24 protein-coding genes are annotated in these 17,589 nt (G+C 32.5%); 12 read left to right on the plus strand and 12 right to left on the minus strand.

The features are described 5' to 3' along the window. Positions 1–132 precede the first annotated feature (132 nt). Both HA149_RS07960 and HA149_RS09635 read right to left on the minus strand, forming a co-directional pair. Positions 133–444, minus strand: coding sequence for a hypothetical protein (locus HA149_RS07960; protein WP_245154719.1), 312 nt, complete (start codon positions 442–444; stop codon positions 133–135). Positions 445–759: 315 nt separating this feature from the next. Then, positions 760–894 carry a hypothetical protein gene (locus tag HA149_RS09635; protein WP_280634157.1) on the minus strand — a complete coding sequence of 45 codons (135 nt, stop codon included), beginning with the start codon at positions 892–894 and terminating at the stop codon, positions 760–762. Between the two features lie 47 nt (positions 895–941). Here HA149_RS09635 and HA149_RS07965 point away from each other — a divergent pair, with 47 nt between their 5' ends. Next, a complete protein-coding gene (locus tag HA149_RS07965) occupies positions 942–1,166 on the plus strand; it encodes a hypothetical protein (RefSeq protein ID WP_209114671.1) in 225 nt (74 codons plus the stop codon). 40 nt (positions 1,167–1,206) lie between these two features. Here HA149_RS07965 and HA149_RS07970 read toward each other — a convergent pair whose 3' ends face one another. Then, positions 1,207–1,389 (minus strand): hypothetical protein, encoded by a 183-nt coding sequence (locus tag HA149_RS07970; RefSeq protein ID WP_079296299.1) that lies wholly within the window; start codon positions 1,387–1,389, stop codon positions 1,207–1,209. Positions 1,390–1,840: 451 nt separating this feature from the next. Here HA149_RS07970 and HA149_RS07975 point away from each other — a divergent pair, with 451 nt between their 5' ends. The 3 genes from HA149_RS07975 to HA149_RS07985 all read left to right on the plus strand — a co-directional run bounded on the left by HA149_RS07975 (position 1,841) and on the right by HA149_RS07985 (position 2,981). Continuing rightward, positions 1,841–1,978 carry a hypothetical protein gene (locus HA149_RS07975; RefSeq protein WP_187151428.1) on the plus strand — a complete coding sequence of 46 codons (138 nt, stop codon included), beginning with the start codon at positions 1,841–1,843 and terminating at the stop codon, positions 1,976–1,978. 30 nt (positions 1,979–2,008) lie between these two features. Beyond that, the gene (locus tag HA149_RS07980; protein ID WP_245154720.1) at positions 2,009–2,374 is read left to right on the plus strand and encodes a hypothetical protein; all 366 of its coding nucleotides are present in this window, start codon (positions 2,009–2,011) and stop codon (positions 2,372–2,374) included. Between the two features lie 142 nt (positions 2,375–2,516). Beyond that, entirely contained in the window at positions 2,517–2,981 is a 465-nt protein-coding gene (locus HA149_RS07985; protein ID WP_209114673.1) for an EVE domain-containing protein, read from the plus strand. Positions 2,982–2,988: 7 nt separating this feature from the next. On the opposite strand, the gene HA149_RS07990 is transcribed toward HA149_RS07985, so the two are convergent. The 3 genes from HA149_RS07990 to HA149_RS08000 form a co-directional block, all read right to left on the minus strand. Further along, on the minus strand, positions 2,989–3,240 hold the full coding sequence (locus HA149_RS07990) for a DUF2811 domain-containing protein (RefSeq protein WP_209114675.1): 252 nt from the start codon (positions 3,238–3,240) through the stop codon (positions 2,989–2,991). 312 nt (positions 3,241–3,552) lie between these two features. Further along, positions 3,553–3,924, minus strand: a complete 372-nt coding sequence (locus HA149_RS07995) for a DUF1818 family protein (protein ID WP_209114677.1) — start codon at positions 3,922–3,924, stop codon at positions 3,553–3,555. Positions 3,925–3,926: 2 nt separating this feature from the next. After that, positions 3,927–4,163, minus strand: coding sequence for a DNA-directed RNA polymerase subunit omega (locus HA149_RS08000; RefSeq protein WP_209114679.1), 237 nt, complete (start codon positions 4,161–4,163; stop codon positions 3,927–3,929). A 97-nt stretch (positions 4,164–4,260) separates the two neighbouring features. Here HA149_RS08000 and HA149_RS08005 point away from each other — a divergent pair, with 97 nt between their 5' ends. Further along, the gene (locus HA149_RS08005) at positions 4,261–5,829 is read left to right on the plus strand and encodes an Hsp70 family protein (protein ID WP_209114681.1); all 1,569 of its coding nucleotides are present in this window, start codon (positions 4,261–4,263) and stop codon (positions 5,827–5,829) included. A 7-nt stretch (positions 5,830–5,836) separates the two neighbouring features. Here the strand turns inward: HA149_RS08005 and pyrR are convergent, their stop codons facing one another. Further along, a complete protein-coding gene (pyrR, locus tag HA149_RS08010) occupies positions 5,837–6,373 on the minus strand; it encodes a bifunctional pyr operon transcriptional regulator/uracil phosphoribosyltransferase PyrR (RefSeq protein WP_209114683.1) in 537 nt (178 codons plus the stop codon). A gap of 137 nt (positions 6,374–6,510) precedes the next feature. On the opposite strand from pyrR, the gene gpmI reads away from it, so the two are divergent. Together gpmI and secG are read left to right on the plus strand one after the other, a co-directional pair. Next, on the plus strand, positions 6,511–8,133 hold the full coding sequence (gpmI, locus tag HA149_RS08015; protein ID WP_209114685.1) for a 2,3-bisphosphoglycerate-independent phosphoglycerate mutase: 1,623 nt from the start codon (positions 6,511–6,513) through the stop codon (positions 8,131–8,133). Between the two features lie 23 nt (positions 8,134–8,156). After that, entirely contained in the window at positions 8,157–8,384 is a 228-nt protein-coding gene (secG, locus tag HA149_RS08020; RefSeq protein WP_011863548.1) for a preprotein translocase subunit SecG, read from the plus strand. A 69-nt stretch (positions 8,385–8,453) separates the two neighbouring features. Here the strand turns inward: secG and groL are convergent, their stop codons facing one another. Continuing rightward, entirely contained in the window at positions 8,454–10,091 is a 1,638-nt protein-coding gene (gene groL, locus HA149_RS08025) for a chaperonin GroEL (protein WP_209114687.1), read from the minus strand. Positions 10,092–10,142: 51 nt separating this feature from the next. Next, entirely contained in the window at positions 10,143–10,454 is a 312-nt protein-coding gene (gene groES, locus HA149_RS08030; RefSeq protein WP_011820918.1) for a co-chaperone GroES, read from the minus strand. Positions 10,455–10,683: 229 nt separating this feature from the next. On the opposite strand from groES, the gene atpD reads away from it, so the two are divergent. After that, on the plus strand, positions 10,684–12,144 hold the full coding sequence (gene atpD, locus HA149_RS08035; protein WP_011863550.1) for a F0F1 ATP synthase subunit beta: 1,461 nt from the start codon (positions 10,684–10,686) through the stop codon (positions 12,142–12,144). Positions 12,145–12,184: 40 nt separating this feature from the next. Next, positions 12,185–12,589: an ATP synthase F1 subunit epsilon gene (gene atpC / locus HA149_RS08040; RefSeq protein ID WP_025972519.1), complete on the plus strand. Its 405-nt coding sequence runs from the start codon at positions 12,185–12,187 to the stop codon at positions 12,587–12,589. Between the two features lie 6 nt (positions 12,590–12,595). Here the strand turns inward: atpC and HA149_RS08045 are convergent, their stop codons facing one another. The 3 genes from HA149_RS08045 to HA149_RS08055 all read right to left on the minus strand — a co-directional run bounded on the left by HA149_RS08045 (position 12,596) and on the right by HA149_RS08055 (position 14,716). Further along, on the minus strand, positions 12,596–13,072 hold the full coding sequence (locus HA149_RS08045; RefSeq protein WP_209114689.1) for a 30S ribosomal protein PSRP-3: 477 nt from the start codon (positions 13,070–13,072) through the stop codon (positions 12,596–12,598). Between the two features lie 105 nt (positions 13,073–13,177). Then, entirely contained in the window at positions 13,178–13,336 is a 159-nt protein-coding gene (locus HA149_RS08050) for a hypothetical protein (protein ID WP_179850491.1), read from the minus strand. Between the two features lie 54 nt (positions 13,337–13,390). After that, on the minus strand, positions 13,391–14,716 hold the full coding sequence (locus HA149_RS08055; RefSeq protein WP_209114691.1) for an aminopeptidase P N-terminal domain-containing protein: 1,326 nt from the start codon (positions 14,714–14,716) through the stop codon (positions 13,391–13,393). 74 nt (positions 14,717–14,790) lie between these two features. Here HA149_RS08055 and HA149_RS08060 point away from each other — a divergent pair, with 74 nt between their 5' ends. From HA149_RS08060 to HA149_RS08070, 3 genes are read left to right on the plus strand one after another with little or no spacing between them, the layout of a single operon-like run. Then, on the plus strand, positions 14,791–15,774 hold the full coding sequence (locus tag HA149_RS08060) for a CNNM domain-containing protein (RefSeq protein ID WP_209114693.1): 984 nt from the start codon (positions 14,791–14,793) through the stop codon (positions 15,772–15,774). After that, positions 15,771–17,012 carry a GTP-binding protein gene (locus HA149_RS08065; RefSeq protein WP_209114695.1) on the plus strand — a complete coding sequence of 414 codons (1,242 nt, stop codon included), beginning with the start codon at positions 15,771–15,773 and terminating at the stop codon, positions 17,010–17,012. The genes HA149_RS08060 and HA149_RS08065 overlap by 4 nt, the downstream gene beginning before the upstream one ends. A 7-nt stretch (positions 17,013–17,019) precedes the next feature. After that, positions 17,020–17,589 carry a nicotinate-nucleotide adenylyltransferase gene (locus tag HA149_RS08070; RefSeq protein WP_209114697.1) on the plus strand — a complete coding sequence of 190 codons (570 nt, stop codon included), beginning with the start codon at positions 17,020–17,022 and terminating at the stop codon, positions 17,587–17,589.

Below are 17,589 nucleotides of genomic sequence, written 5' to 3' on the forward strand. Positions count from 1 at the left end.
AATAGCTTTAATTTATAACCCCTATATGAACAGATAATCAATTCTGTGTGAACAGTAAGGTCGAGAATCAAGCTATAACTAGGATTTTATTTACCTCTAATAAATCAATGGTGACTATTAAAGTCCCCTATTTTATTCTGATTTTTCTTTAAATTCATTCGCGTTCAACTCTTCCGCTTTTACTTCTTCTTTTACTTCTTCTTCTTTTACTTCTTCTTCTTTTACTTCTTCTTCTTTTACTTCTTCTTCTTTTACTTCAACTACTTTTACCTTTGGCTCTTCTGTTTTAACTTCAATTATTTCTGATGCTATAGATTCAAACTTTCCTTTAATAAAATTTACTATGAAAATTAATATTGGAACATGAGCTAGACCACCTATTATGACTTTAGTTTCTGAATAATACATTTGTAAGTTAATGAGAGAGCCGTAATATTTAAGCATAAATTTAATTTGTTAATTACTTATATTAAGTTGTTATTAGGGGAAATAATTGATTGACACTCGATCTAACCTCGACCCTACTTTTTTAGATAAAGTACCTATATATTCTTATTGATTTAAAAGTTATTATTTTTGCAAATAACAGGATTAAAAAAATGATGAAACTTGCGATCATTTTCTTACCAATTGTCTTTGCACTTATATGGGCTCTGTTTATTGGGTTAAGAATAAATAGAGTAGAAACTAGAGATGGAAAGAGAAAATTAGTTAATTATTAAAGGATTTTCCTCAGATAACAATCTTATTTTTATCTAGTTATTTGAAATCTTCTTCGATTTGACTTTCACCCTCTCTTCTCCAATAGTCCTCATATTTTAAATTTCTTTTTTGATAATCTAATGCGTTCATGTTCTTATCGAGTATGGCAAAAGGAGAATTAGTAAATTTCATGGCATAACACCTCTAAAAAAAAATAGTTTATTAAATATCTAATAGATATGAGATTTTATTTATCTCAAGTAACTAGATCCTCTATAAGTAAGCTTTATTGTTTTCTCTTCTTGGCTCTTGCAATATACGAAAGATTTGCCGTTAAAATACATGTTTACCATGATGCAGCTCCTGGTCTTGATCAAGTCCCCGTCCTATGGCTTGATTCGTACTGCGGTCTATCTAATAGTAGATCGGACGATTTGGTAGTATTTACTACACTTTATTTATAGAGTATTTATACTCAGTTGTCAACCCTTAAGATTAAAATTCTCAGTCGCAATAGACTAAACAATGCTGATTAGTTGGATGTTCTCTACATTCCCTCTTCCAATAGTCTTCAAATAAATGGTTATCTCTATCAAGATTTCTTGTTATTTCTTCCATTCTGTTTCCAGCATAATTAAATGCTTTTAGGTATCTTGGAAGGATTGTGAATTGATTGAATAGTTTCATTTAGACCTCCTAGATCTATACTTATATTGTCCTCTTATAGCCTTGAAATTTATAGGTCGGTTTGAGGAACTATTAGGTACGGGAAGAGGTATATATTTTGAATCAAAAAATACTAAAGCAGTCCTAAAATTAATACATGGTTGTCATGAGGCAGTTGCAGGGATACAACTGAAGCCAACCATAAATTATTAGAGATCAATTCAAGATTTAAAACACACTCATTATTTAAAAAGAAATCTTCTCCACTTTAGATAAAACTAAAATAAATCAGGATTTGAAAACAATGTAATCATAGATACCAACAGGTATTTAGCTAATTGATTATATATTTAACACACGAGTTAACCCGTTCCAATTTGTTGACTCTGAGGTTTTACCGTTGATTCCTTATCTTCTGAAAGTTGTTCCTTGCAGCTTTAGATTAAAAAACGGTCTTTATTTAATCTAAACCATGCAAAAGAAAATCGTAAAAAAATATGCTGAATTAATGCATCAGGCGCAACAAGCTACTGGAAGAAAAGAAGCAGTTGGACTAATACATAAAGCAGCAAAGTTGAAAACTAAATTTGATAATTACGAGATGATGTGATCATCTACAAAGCAATTTTCCCAAATAAGAATGTCATTCTTAAATAAATTCTCGATTAAAGATATCATTCTCTCAAGCAAAGAGGCATATCAAAAGGAACTCAAGAACAACGGTGTGGGTTCACAAATAGGAAGGTCATTATTTAATAAATTTTCGATTAAAGATATCATTCTCTCAAGCAAAGAGGCATATCAAAAAGAACTCAAGAACAACGGTGTGGGTTCACAAATAGGAAGGTCATTATTTAATAAATTTTCGATTAAAGATATCATTCTCTCAAGCAAAGAGGCATATCAAAAAGAACTCAAGAACAACGGTGTGGGTTCACAAATAGGTAAGTCATTATTTAATAAATTCTCGATTAAAGATTTTTCCTTCAATATTTCCAACAGATAAGCGTAATTTATAAAGGGGTACCGTCATGATATATAGAGGGAAGGGGTACACTTTCCTAAATAGAAACTTTGATGGATAATAAATTCATATTCAAAGAAGTTACCCAAACTTTACTCAAACCCTATATATTCGCCGAGATCCTATGGTACAACAGGAACCTAGCTACTGGCTAATGAAAAGTGAACCTGATGCTTACAGCATAGATACTTTAAAAAATGACAATGTAACTTTATGGGACGGAATAAGAAATTATCAGGCTCGAAATTTTATGAGAAAAATGAATAAAGGAGATAAAGTTTTTTTCTATCATTCGAATTGTAAGCCCCCAGGTATTGTGGGACTTATGGAGGTAATAGATTTAAATATTGTTGATCCCACTCAATTTGATCAAGATTCAAAATATTTTGATCCAAAATCGAAACCTGATAATCCTAGATGGGATTGTGTAAAAGTAAAATACTTATCTAAGTCAAATAAGATTTTAAGTTTACCTGAATTAAAGATTTTATTTAATGAGGACGAGTTGTTAGTTGTAAAAAAAGGAAATAGGTTATCAATATTACCTGTCAGGAATGATATTGCGAAAATACTACTAGAAAAAATATAAAAAATATTTAGTCCTTAAAATTCATTGAAAACATGTTTCCAATATAGAGTCTCGTTATATCCCTATTTTGAAATCCTTTTTGCATCAAAAACCCTGCAATAGCAGCTTGTAGTAACCTGTACTGATCCCAGTTAGGATGCTCCTCAACAAATTCTTTCATCGCCTTTTGAAGATTTTCTTGAAGTTCACATTTGAAACTTATTACTTCATCTTTATGATTTAAAACTTTTGAATTTTCGTTGTAATTTAACTCTTTCATCTTGAAAAAACTTGTTGAAATTTAACCTACACGATGTAGTTTTCTCCAAAATTACTAAATCGTCAACAAACATTATTAAGAAACAGTCTCAGTTTATAGAATAATGAGAATCCAGTCATAAAGGGGGGGGGGCATGAAAATTAATTTTGTAAAATTAAATCTTACTCAAATATAAAGATTTATATAAAATCAGAAGTTTTCCACAAGCTTTAGATCAACAGATATTTTTAAAAAAAATATTGTGGAAATGTTGTGAAAAAATTTTTTTTTGAGGGGGAAATATTTTCTAAAATTTCCAATTTTATTTATCTTTTAATCCATTGATTCCCACATTTTTTTTATTTCATAAAATAAATTTTGTGCTATTGGTATCGGCCAATACATTTCAAAGGATCTAGTTTGGTCTTGACTCTCAAAAACAAACCTTAAACTCCATTCATTCTTTTTCCCTTCTAACTCAATATACCAAGGTAGTTTTTCTAACTCTAAAGTAATATATTCTTCATCCATTAGTTCATCCTTGATAACTAATAGTTGTTCATTAATTTTTAAGAGTAGTAGATAAAGTGAATAGAATTCATTCTTTTGTAACTCGATTGACCAGTTATCAACACCAATCAAAAAACAAAATTTGCCTTTTTTAGAATCTCTAAGTAATCTCCATCCTTTTTGGTCTTTTACCAAAATTAGCCTGGCAGTAAATCTGGTTGATCTTGTTCATCGCTTAGTTCAATAATTGACCTTTGAACGGGTTTTATTGTTGACTCGTCTAATAAGCCATCAAAATCATCAAAACGTCTTTGTTTTGCTCTGAAAGCAATTTTCACTGTAGTTAAGTATCTATTAGTTGATTTTCTTATTAAGCTCTCACCTCTCTTTGCAAGATCATTAGAATCAATTCCTGAATTATTTGATATGTTCATTAAAAAAAATTTTTGATATACAATGTATCTTACAGTTTATTCGACCGTTTCAAAACATAAATTACAAAAAGAACTTAATTGCTTCAAATAATTTCATATGGAAGAAAATTTATCTGGTACACTTGCAATCGATTTGGGAAACACTAATACTGTAATAGCTTTTCAAGATCATAAAGATATAAATTCTGTTTTAGTTGAAATCCCGAATATTACATCATCTCCAGGAGTTATTCCTACAGCAGTTTGGTTCGAGGAGCCTTCAAAGATTCCTAAAATTGGTATAAGTGCTCTAAAGATGAGGGATAACTCAAATTCTGATTTATTTTTTCATTCGAATTTTAAAAGATTAATTGGAAATTCTGTCGAGAAAATAAACCAAAAAAATATTTTAAACCCTAATGAATGTGGCGAAAAATTTTTTCAAATTTTGTGGGCCAATATTCCTCACAAATATGAAATCAAAAGACTTGTTTTAACTGCTCCTATAGATACGTATAAGGGTTACAGAAAATGGTTAGTTAGCCTTTGCGAGGAGATTTCCGTAGATGAAATAGCCCTTGTTGATGAGCCTACTGCCGCAAGTTTAGGAATAAATGTACCATTTGGCTCGAAAATTATGACATTAGATATGGGAGGAAGCACAGTAGATATGAATATAGTCAAAATAGAAGGAGGAGAAGGGAAATCTGGTCCAATAGCTGAACTATTAAAATTCAAAGGTAATGATGTAAGCTCAATTTCAAAACAAAAAATAAGGTGTGCTGAAATAATTGGAAAAACAGGCTCAAAAATTGGTGGGAAAGATATTGATCAATGGATAGTAGATTACTTTATTCCAGGTAATAATTATGTTACTAATCTTTTAAAGGCGGAAGAAATAAAATGTAAACTCAGTTCATCTGCAATCAAATATGAAAATAAATATCCAATCAAATTATTTACTACTCAAAATCAAGAAAAAGAATTTTACATAAGTAAAGAAATATTTGAGAAAATACTCATTGAAAATAATCTTCTTAATCACCTTAACTCTTTACTCAAAGATTTATTAAATCAAGCAAGAGGAAAATTTTGCACCGTTGACGACTTAAATGCAATTATTTTTGTTGGTGGAGGAACTCAAATACCATTGATTAAAGAATGGATAACGAAAAAAATTTCAAAAATTCAAATAAAGTCGCCACCTCCTATTGAATCAATAGCTTTGGGAGCTTTAGCAATGACCCCCGGGGTAAAAATTAAAGACATATTAAACAAAGGATTATCTATAAAATTATTTAATAAAAGAGAACAAAAACACTTTTGGCATCCTATTTTTTGCAAAGGTCAAACATGGCCAACTGAAAACCCACTTAAACTGATCCTACAAGCCAGTCAAAATAATCAGAAAATATTCGAAATAATTATTGGAGAAACACAAAAAGAAAGAGCATATGATGTTATTTTTGAAAATGGATTACCAAAGTTATCAGAGGTTCAGAATGAAGAGGAAATTATAAAATGGGACAAAAAACCACTCAAAATAGTATTAAAAAATACATCTAATATTGGAAAAGACAACTTAAAACTTTTTTTTAAAATCACGAAAAGTGCTCATTTATTAGTTAAATGTTTTGATATTAAAGATGAATTTTTGGGAGAATATAATTTAGGAAATATCTTCTAAAGACAAGCTATTCAAGAAAAACTCCTTCTTCATTATCAACATTCTTTAAACGTAAACTAATACTTTCGGTTTTACTAGTTGGCACTTTTTTACCACAAAAATCTGGTTGAATAGGTAATTCTCTATGACCTCTATCTACCATTACTAATAACATCACTCTTTGAGGTCTACCCCATGAATATAAAGCATCTATTGCAGCTCTAATTGTTCTACCTGTATAAATTACATCATCAATTAAAAGAATTTCTTGTTTCTCAATAGGAGTTGGAATATCTGCAGCTTGTATTATGCGAGTTCCAACTCTATTTTGGTCATCTCTATAAAAAGTTGGATCAATTGTTCCTTTTCTAAATCGTAAACCTGTTCTAGAGAATAATTCCTTTTCTAGCACTTCGGTCAGCTCAATTCCTCTAGTTGGGATACCCACCAATAGGAGGTTATCCAGTTTTTTTACTTTTTCGATAATTTCGGAAGTTAAACGCGAAATAGTTTTTCTAAGCTCAACTTCAGTAAGTATCACGATCTTTTTGGTTTTCTTAGACATGATTTATCAATAAATAAAATTCGTCTCATAATTTTCATAAATTAGCAAAAGCTAACTATTTTAAATATAAATTGTTAAAGAGTAACGTTTAAAGCTAAATTAAATTTAGATCAGTTAAAAATGAATTTGATCTAAATATGTCAAATATTAGCAGCAAAAATATAAAAAGATTAAGTGTTCCTCAGAGCCCTGTAGTTCTTGCAATACTTGATGGATGGGGACATCGACAAGAAAAATCAGATAATGCAATAAAAAATGCCAATACACCAATCATGGACTCATTGTGGCATGCTTATCCCCACACCCTAATAAGTGCTAGTGGATCTGAAGTAGGCCTCCCAGATGGTCAAATGGGTAATTCAGAGGTGGGTCACCTTACCATTGGTTCGGGAAGAATAATACAACAAGAACTTGTAAGGATTTCAAATATTGTAAAAAATAATCAATTAGGCTTGGTAAATGAGTTAAAAGAAATGGCTGATGCATTAAAAAAAAATAATTCTACTTTGCATATCACGGGATTATGTTCTGATGGAGGAGTTCATAGCCATATTGATCATTTGTTAGGTTTAATAAAATGGGCTTCTGAAAATGAAATCAAAAAAGTTGCAATCCATATTATTACCGATGGAAGAGATACTCCTGCAAAAAGTGCCTCTAAATATCTTAAGCAAATACAATCATGTATAAAAAAATTTAAAACCGGGGAAATAGCTTCTATATGCGGTAGATACTGGATAATGGATAGAAATCTTTTATGGGATAGAACAGAAAAAGCATATTCTAATTTGACTGATCCAGATATTCAAATAACAAATATTTCTCCTCAGGATTACATAGAAAAAAGTTATGACAAAAACATAACCGATGAATTTATGGAGCCCATAAGAATTTCTGAAAACTATCTTAAAGATGGGGATAGTTTGATTTGCTTTAATTTTCGTCCAGACAGAGCAAGACAAATAGTCAAATCCCTTTCAGTTAAAGAATTCTCAGACTTTGAAAGAAAAAATTATCCAAATCTAGATTTTATCACTTTTACTCAATATGATCCGAGCTTTCCCGTTAAAGTTGCATTTCCTCCTGAATCACTCAATAACTTTATAGGCCAAATAGTGTCAGAAAACGGACTTAAACAATACAGAACGGCTGAAACCGAAAAATATCCTCACGTAACATACTTTTTTAATGGAGGAGTTGAAATTCCTTTACCTGGAGAAGAGAGACATTTGATTCCATCTCCAAGAGTCGCAACTTATGATAAGGAACCCGAAATGTCTGCGGAGGAATTAACTATTAGTTGCTCTAAAGCAATTAAAAGTGGGAATTATGCTTTTGTTGTAATTAATTTTGCCAATCCTGATATGGTTGGCCATACAGGCAACATGGATGCAACAATTAAAGCTATAGAAAAAGTAGATAAGTGTGTAGGTCAAATAGTTAAAGCTACTGGAGAAATGGGTGGAAGCATTCTTATTACAGCCGATCATGGTAACGCAGAAGTAATGAAAGGGCCTGAAGGAGAACCATGGACAGCTCATACAATCAATAAAGTTCCATTAATTTTGATTGAAGGTGAAAAAAGAAAAATACCAAATATGGGAAATGAAATTAATTTAAGAGAAAATGCCGGCTTAGCAGATATTGCTCCTACTTTATTGCAATTATTAAATCTCCCAATCCCAAGAGAAATGACAGGCAAATCTCTTATTCATGAAATTGAATTAAAAGGTTATAATAAAGTAGTTCAACATGTTTAAAGCTAATAAAATTTTTTTAAGCAATGATTCAAATTATTAGTTGGATTTGGGTATTCTCTGGAGTTCTTCTTATTCTCTTGGTTTTACTTCATAGTCCCAAAGGTGATGGGATGGGAGGAATAGCCGCCAGTGGAAGCTCTATGTTCAATAGCGCAAGTAGTGCGGAAGCCTCTCTAAACAAAATAACTTGGACTTTTTTAGTTATATTTTTGTCTCTAGCAATTATTCTTAGCGCTGGTTGGATTTCATAAAAGTTGAATAAAAAAGGGACCATTTTGAATGGTCCCTTTTAAAAAATTAACTAAAAAACTATTGTTTAGTTAATAATCGAAGTCACCGCCCATACCCGGAGCACCTGCTGGAGCAGCTGAATCTTTTTTCTCAGGTAAATCAGCAACTATGCATTCGGTGGTTAAAACCATTCCTGCAATTGAAGCTGCATTTTGTAATCCTGAACGTGTAACTTTTGCAGGATCGACTATACCAGCAGAGGACATATCAACATACTCTCCAGTAGCAGCATTGAATCCATCATTAAATGGTTTAGTTTTTACATTTTCAGCAATCACAGCTCCATTAGAACCTGCATTCTCAGCAATTCTCATAAGAGGAGCAGTAAGTGAAGCTTCAACAATGTTAGCTCCAATTAATTCCTCTCCTTCTAAATTTTTATCAGCCCAATCTTTTAGAATAGGAGATAAATGAGCGAGAGTTGTTCCGCCTCCAGGTACAATTCCTTCTTCAACCGCAGCTTTTGTTGCATTAATAGCATCCTCAAGACGAAGCTTTTTATCCTTCATCTCAGTTTCAGTAGCAGCTCCAACCTTAATCACTGCTACACCTCCAGCTAATTTAGCTAGACGTTCTTGAAGCTTTTCTTTATCGTATGATGAATCTGTTTCATCCATTTGCTTCTTAATTTGATCACATCTAGCTTTAACTGCTTCCTCATTACCTTCAGCAACAATTGTTGTAGTCTCTTTATTGATAGTAATTCTCCTACCAGTTCCAAGCATATCTAAAGTAGCATTCTCTAATTTCAAGCCTGCATCTTCAGTAATAAGTTGCCCATTAGTTAAAACGGCCATATCTTCAAGCATGGCTTTTCTTCTATCACCAAATCCAGGAGCTTTTACTGCAGCAACATTCAACACACCTCGTAATCTATTTACGACAAGAGTTGCTAAAGCCTCTTTTTCAATATCTTCTGCAATAATGACTAGTGGTTTACCAGTTTTTGCTATTTGTTCCAAAACGGGAACTAAATCTTGAACTAAGGCAATTTTTTTATCAGTCAGAAGGATATATGGTTCATCTAAAACAGCCTCCATTCTCTCTGTGTCTGTTGCGAAGTAAGGTGAAATATAGCCTTTATCAAAGCGCATCCCCTCAGTAACTTCTAATTCAGTGGTCATTGATTTACCTTCTTCTAAGGAGATAACACCTTCTTTACCAACTTTATCCATAGCATTGGCAATCATTTGACCTACTTCTTCGTCATTTCCAGCAGCAATAGTTCCACATTGAGCTATAGCATTACTATCACTAATAGGTTTTGAATTGTCCTGAATTTTACCAACTAAGAATTCAGTAGCTTTATCAATTCCTTTTTTCAAAGTAATTGCATTGGCTCCTGCTGCTACGTTTCTCAACCCTGCTTTAACCATTGCATGAGCTAAGACAGTGGCTGTTGTAGTACCATCTCCAGCAGCATCGTTAGTTTTTGAAGCAGCTTGTCTGATTAAAGCAACCCCTGTGTTTTCAATGTGGTCCTCTAATTCGATCTCTTTAGCGATTGTGACACCATCATTAATGATTTGTGGAGCACCAAATTTTTTCTCTAGTACAACATTTCTTCCTTTTGGTCCAAGCGTTACAGCCACAGACTCAGCAAGGATATCAATTCCTCTCTCGAGCGCTCTACGAGCTTGCTCATTGTAAATAATTCTTTTAGCCATGTTTAGGCAGTAATTTAATAATAAGTTTTAATAATTTTTGAAACAAACATTTTAGCTTACTACAGCTAAAATATCCTTTTCGGAGAGCAAGACATATTCATCTCCTCCCAATTTAATGTCTGTGCCAGCATATTTGCTATACAAGACTTTGTCGCCAATACTCACTTCTGGAGTTTGTCGAGAACCATCGTCGTTAAGTTTACCAGGACCTACCTGGGCAACTTCTCCAACCTGTGGTTTTTCTTTTGCTGAATCAGGCAAAAGAATGCCCCCAGCAGTTTTTTCCTCAGATTCGGAAACTTTAATGAATATTCTATCTCCCAGTGGTTTTACTGTAGAGACTGTAAGTGAAACAGCTGCCATAGATTAATGGAGGATCATAATTGAGACGCTTTGCGTCATAAAAATGGAAAGAGAAATTCTCATTCCTTATCTTCAACAACATAATCTGCAAAGCGGCAATTAAACCATACTTAAACTGTGCGGGTGGCCGAACCCATTTAACGAATCTACCCATGAGGTGGTAGTATTTTCGCATTAATAAAATTAATAAGCTGCTTAAAATCAGCTATTCATCACCAATCAATAAAAAATGGTAGCAACTCCATCAACTTCTTCACAAACGAAAGGCGTAGTTCGTCAGGTAATTGGTCCAGTTCTAGATGTAGAATTTCCAGCTGGGAAATTGCCCAAAATTTTAAATGCTTTAAGGATTGAGGCAAAAAATCCTGCTGGGCAAGATATAGCACTCACTGCAGAGGTTCAACAGCTCCTTGGAGATCATAGAGTCAGAGCAGTGGCAATGAGCGGCACAGACGGCCTTGTAAGAGGTATGGAAGCAATTGACACAGGTGCACCAATATCTGTACCTGTTGGAGAAGCAACTTTGGGAAGAATATTTAATGTTTTAGGAGAACCAGTAGACGAACAAGGTCCAGTAAATACCAAAGATACTGCACCAATTCATAGAGCTGCTCCAAAGTTAACTGACCTAGAAACTAAGCCAAAAGTTTTTGAAACTGGTATTAAAGTTATCGACCTTTTGGCTCCTTACAGACAAGGAGGAAAAGTTGGATTATTCGGAGGTGCTGGTGTTGGGAAAACAGTTCTTATTCAAGAATTAATTAATAACATCGCAAAGGAGCATGGTGGAGTTTCCGTTTTTGGTGGTGTAGGAGAAAGAACTAGAGAAGGGAACGATTTATATGAAGAATTTAAAGAATCTGGAGTTATCAATGCAGATGACCTAACTCAATCAAAAGTTGCCTTATGTTTTGGGCAGATGAATGAGCCACCTGGTGCAAGAATGAGAGTAGGCTTATCAGCACTTACAATGGCCGAACATTTTAGAGATGTGAATAAGCAAGACGTCCTACTCTTTGTTGATAACATTTTTAGATTTGTTCAAGCTGGTTCTGAAGTATCTGCATTACTTGGAAGAATGCCTTCAGCTGTTGGATACCAACCTACTCTGGGAACTGATGTTGGTGAATTACAAGAAAGGATTACATCTACATTAGAAGGGTCAATAACATCTATCCAAGCTGTTTACGTGCCTGCTGATGACCTAACAGACCCTGCTCCAGCTACAACTTTTGCCCATTTAGATGCAACTACCGTGCTTGCTAGAGCTCTTGCAGCTAAGGGAATTTATCCAGCAGTTGATCCATTAGACTCAACGAGCACTATGCTACAACCATCAGTTGTTGGCGATGAGCATTACAAAACAGCCAGAGCTGTTCAATCAACTTTACAAAGATACAAAGAACTTCAAGATATCATTGCAATTCTTGGTTTAGATGAGCTTTCTGAAGAAGATAGATTAACAGTAGACAGGGCTAGAAAAATTGAAAAATTTCTCTCACAACCTTTCTTCGTAGCAGAAATATTTACAGGAATGTCTGGTAAATACGTTAAATTAGAAGATACCATTGCTGGTTTCAATATGATTTTGTCAGGTGAATTGGATGATTTACCAGAGCAGGCATTTTACCTAGTTGGTAACATTGATGAAGTTAAAGCAAAGGCTGAAAAAATAAAATCAGAAAAATAAATATTTAAATATATATTTAACCTTCAATAATTTTAAATTAATGGCAATTTCTCTAAAAGTTTTAGCTCCTAATAAAAATGTTTATCAAGGCGAAGCTGAAGAAGTAATCCTTCCTAGTACTACTGGTCAAATTGGTGTACTACCAGGACACATCTCTTTAGTTACTGCTATAGATATTGGCGTTTTAAGGCTAAGAATGAATTCCCAGTGGAAATCAATTGCACTTATGGGAGGCTTCGCTGAAATTGAATCAGATGAAGTTATAGTTCTAGTAAATAATGCTGAAATTGGTTCTGAAATTAATGTTCAAAATGCTGAACAAGATCTTAAAGAAGCAAAATTAGCAATTAGCAAATTTTCTGAAAATGAAAAAAATCCAGAGAAAATTAAAGCCTTGAAAGAGGTTTCAAAGGCTGAGGCTAGGATTCAAGCTGCAAAGAACTAATATTATTTAGGCGGTTCCACAAAAAGTTACTTCGGGGAACTTTAATTTGGCTTCTTCTAACTTTTTTGTTTTACCTTCTTCTTGCCAATAATTTATAACTTCAGTAGCCTTATTCAATATCTCTACTCTCTCGTTATCTGTAATCCAACCTTTATTCTCAAGTTCACTTTTTAATTTTTCCCAAGCATCATCTCTTGGCCAAAAATAATAAGCAGTAAGAGGACTTGGGCCTCCACCTACTATTTGATCCACTGCTAGAGCCACATTATCAGGTAACCACAATACTTTAATTATGAACCTTCCTTCATCGGGTTTAGGAGTATAACCAGTAGGTACCCCATCTTCATCAATTGTGGCAGCTGCCAATACAGCTGTGGCACCCATCATTCCTGAATTAGGAGAAGAATTTTTAGAGTTTGTTGCATCACTGTTTTTTCCCTTTTTTTCTGTTGAATTTTGATTTAACTTATCTGATGAGGTCATTCACTTATTTGTGTTTAATACATAATTTATCAGTTTATGGTCACATTTTGATTGATTTATTCAAAATTTCTTGATTTTAGTAATTGATAACTTCTAAACAGGATTTTATCTATCATGAGTTACTTCATAAAAATCATAAATAGTGGCTTCCAATGAATCCCAAAGATCTTTGGGGATATCGTTTTCTTCTGCGAACATGCCAAGCTGACTAGCTAAGCCTCTTGCTTGAGAAAGTTTCGAATCATATGAATCAGACTTATTCATTTTTGAGTTTTAAACTTAATAAAAAATAAATCTATTAACTAGATAAGTCAAATTTCAAAACTCTAAATCAGAAATTTCTTTAAGTGCAGCAATACTTAAAACATCTGGGTTTGTATCTTTGACCAGGACATCATCTTCAATTCTTATCCCTATGCCTTTCCATCTCTCATCTATAGGGGGTTGTCCCTCAGGGACTGGGATCCTATCACTTATATAGATCCCAGGTTCTACCGTAAGAATCATTCCATTCTGTAATGGCACTTCATAGTCACCCATTCTGTATGCTCCAACATCATGAACATCTAAGCCGAGCCAATGTCCAGTTCTATGCATGTAAAGATGTTTATAAGATTGATTCTCAATTATCTCCTCAGTACTGCCCGACAATAATCCAATTTCCTTTAATCCTTCTATAAGAATTGTTAACGCAACATTATGAACAGCATTAGAATTCGACCCTTTTACAGCACTTTTAATTGCATTTTTCTGCGCACTCAATACAATTTCATAGATAACTTTTTGCTCATTAGAAAATTTACCACCTATTGGAATAGTTCTTGTTATATCTCCATTGTAATAATCAATTAGTGAGCACCCAGCATCCACCAACAATAAATCTTCCTTCTTTAAGGGTGAGTTATTTGAGGTGTAATGCAAAATACAGGCATTATCTCCTGATGCAACAATTGAGTTATAAGCTGGTCCTCTAGCCCCTTTTTCCAAAAAGAATCCCTCAAGAAGACCCTGAATTTGTCTTTCATTTTTCTTTGATGAGATAGATTCTCTAACTAGTTCATGAGCTTCGGCTGAAATTTGTATTGCCTCTCTCATTCTCTTAATCTCAAATTCACTTTTAATTAATCTCATCTCATTTAAATAAATTTCTGGAGATTTTATAGAATTTGCACCAATCCCTGATCTTGAGCGATTTTCAAGTTGTTGTGAAAATATCTCTAGTACTATTTTCTCTATTTTTGGATGCTTTCCAATTGAAAAAACAAGTTCATCAGAACCATTTATGTAATTTGGGAGTAAATCTCTTAATTCGTTTATTGAGTGAGCCTTATCAGCCTTAAACTCTTTTTCAGCGCCTTCTAAACCCCATCTAAAGCCATGCCAGACTTCGCTTATAACATCTTTAGGAGCGACAAACATAATAAATCTCTCTCCCTTTGGCTTATGCGGTAAGAAAAGAGCTATTGCATCTGGCTCATCGAAACCTGTTAAATACCAAAAATTACTATCTTGCCTAAAAGGATATTCACAATCAGCATGATGCTTTACAAGATTAGCCCCTGGGATAATAGCAGCTTTCCCACCTAATTTATTTAGGAATATTTCTCTTCTTTCTTCAAAAACTTTATGATCAGGTTCAAACATAAATTGTGTATTGGCGTGTTTAAAAAAAAAATGGAAGAATGAATTAAAACAGATTTAGTACCTAATCTACTTTAATGGAACCAAGTGTTTACGGTTTATTTTTACTAATAATAATTATTTTAATTGGATCAGCATGTTGTTCGGGAGTAGAAGCAGCTTTTTTAGCCGTAAATTCAATTAGAATTTTAGAAATTGCCTCTAGACAAAAGCCAAAAAGTTCTGCAAATCAACTTCTAAAACTCAGGAAACATCTTGGAAGGACGCTAACTGTAATTACTATTACAAATAATGGATTTAATATAATTGGCAGTCTTATTTTAGGAGTATACGGTGCATTGGTAATTAATAGCAGTTTTGGTTTAACCCTTTTTTCAATAGCTTTTTACATACTAGTTGTTTTAGTAGGAGAAGTACTACCAAAAGCTCTTGGAACAAGATTTTCAATTCAAATAGCACTATTATCTGTTCCTATCTTGCGAATATTAAATACTTTAATGAGGCCATTCTTAATATTAATTGAACAGATATTTCCTGTTATTACAGCAGAAAACGAAATTTCAACTGATGAAGAAGAAATTAGACAAATGGCAAAAATTGGAAGTCAAAAAGGTTTAATAGAGGCTGATGAGGCAGCAATGATATTTAAGGTTTTTCAATTAAATGACTTAAAAGCAAAAGACTTAATGACCCCTAGGGTATCGGCACCTTGTCTTGATGGGTCTTCAAATATTGATGAAATTTCAAAGCTTATAATGTCTGACAGCTCTCCATGGTGGGTTATTTTGGGAGATAAAGTTGACAAAATACAAGGGGTAGTTAAGCGTGAAAAAATGTTGGAAGAGTTAATTAATGGGCAAAATAAAAAATTATTATCAGAAATTTGCGAACCTGTGGACTACATTCCCGAAATGATTAAAGCAGATCAATTATTAACTAAATTTGACAAGGATCATAAAGGAGTGAAAGTAGTAGTAGATGAATTCGGGGGATTCGTGGGAATTATTGGTGCAGAAGCTGTGTTATCTGTATTAGCTGGTTGGTGGAAGAATAAATTATGAAACAATTTAAAATTAAAGAAAATTATTTTCTTTTAAAAAAATGGTGGGAGACTATTGATCTTACCAATTATGAAAAAAGTTTTTTTAATAGAGAAATAATTTCTTTTAATCAACAACTTTTAAGGCTCAAAGAAAAAAAAATAAGAATTGGCGCATATGGTAAATCAGGTGTAGGAAAATCCTCTGTTTTGAATTCTTTATTAAAAAAAGACATATTCAAAACAGATATTATTAATGGGACCACAAAAGAAATACAATCGGAAATTTGTAATCTTAAAAATCAAACACTCAATAGTTTAGAGTTGCTAGATTCTCCAGGATTTGATTTCTGCAATATTAAATCTCCAGATAAAGTTTACTCTTACATAAATCATTCAGATCTTATTCTTTTTATAGTTTCGGGAGATTTAAACAGAAATGAGTTAAACGAAATCAACTCTTTTATAAAAGATGGGAAAAAAATTATTTTAATTTTAAACAAAATCGATCTATTTAATAAAAATGAATTAAAAGAAATAATTGAAAATATAAAGTTTAAGCTTCCAAAAGATTTAAATATTCCAATAATTATTAATAATGGAAACAATCTTAAAAATTACATAGCAAAATTAATCAATCAATATGGTGAGATACTATTAACACTAAATTCTATTCAATTAGCTGACAAATTTTTTCTTCGATTAAAAGAACAAAGATTGAAAAGAAGGCAGAAATTAGCTCAATCAACTATCGGTAAATTTTCGACTATAAAGGCATCCGCAGTAGCTCTTAATCCTTTTATTTTTTTTGATATTGCTGGTAGTTTCGCACTAGATAATGCATTGATTAACGAATTAAGTAAGATTTATGGCTTAAAGTTGAAAGGTGAATCTACAAGAAAAATATTTAAAAATATATCCATTAATAATTTATATTTGGGAGTCACTCAAGTCGGCGTCAATACCTCTTTCAACCTAATTAAGAAAGTAATTCTATTAACAGCACCTTTTACTAACGGGCTTTCATTATTACCCTATGGACCCATAGCAATTACTCAAGCAGCAATCGCGGTATATTCAACAAAAATACTTGGGAAATTAGCAGCAAAAGAGATATTTATAAGAAGCAAAGCTTCTTTTATAGAGCCTGCTGTTATGATCCAGAATATGAATTTTAATGACTCAGAGATTTTTAACCATATAAATATTTATTTTTCAAATAGAAATTTTAATAATAATTTTGTTAGCATTCTGCCTTGAAACTTAAATGGAAAAAAGCATTGCATTATTTGGTACCAGTGCAGATCCACCTACCATTGGACATGAGAAAATATTAGAAGAATTATCCAAAATATATGCTCATACCATTTGTTATGTAAGTAACAATCCGAAAAAAAAGCATAAAGAGGATATCTCAATCCGTAGCCAATTATTAAAAACTCTTATTGAAGATTTAGATGATTATAAAATATTATTTAATCAAAGTATCACTAGCAAATGGGCAGTAGAGTCGATTAAAAAATGTAAAAAAATTTACGAAATTGATAATTTAGATTTCGTTATTGGGAGTGATTTAATGCAAGATATTTTCTGCTGGAAAAATTTTGAAAAAATTATTAAAGAGGTAAGTTTTTTTATAATTTTAAGAGAGGGTTATCCTGTTGAATCAAATACTCTTAAGATGTTAGAAACTTATAATGTGAAATTTAAGATTTCATCCATAAAAATCCCAAACATTTCAAGTTCTAAGTTCAGATTAAATTTTAATTATTCTAATTTACCACCGTCTTTAATAGATTTTGTTAAAAAGAATAATTTATATGAATCCACAAATTAG

Source organism: Prochlorococcus marinus XMU1406, from assembly GCF_017696055.1.
GTDB lineage: Bacteria > Cyanobacteriota > Cyanobacteriia > PCC-6307 > Cyanobiaceae > Prochlorococcus_A > Prochlorococcus_A marinus_W.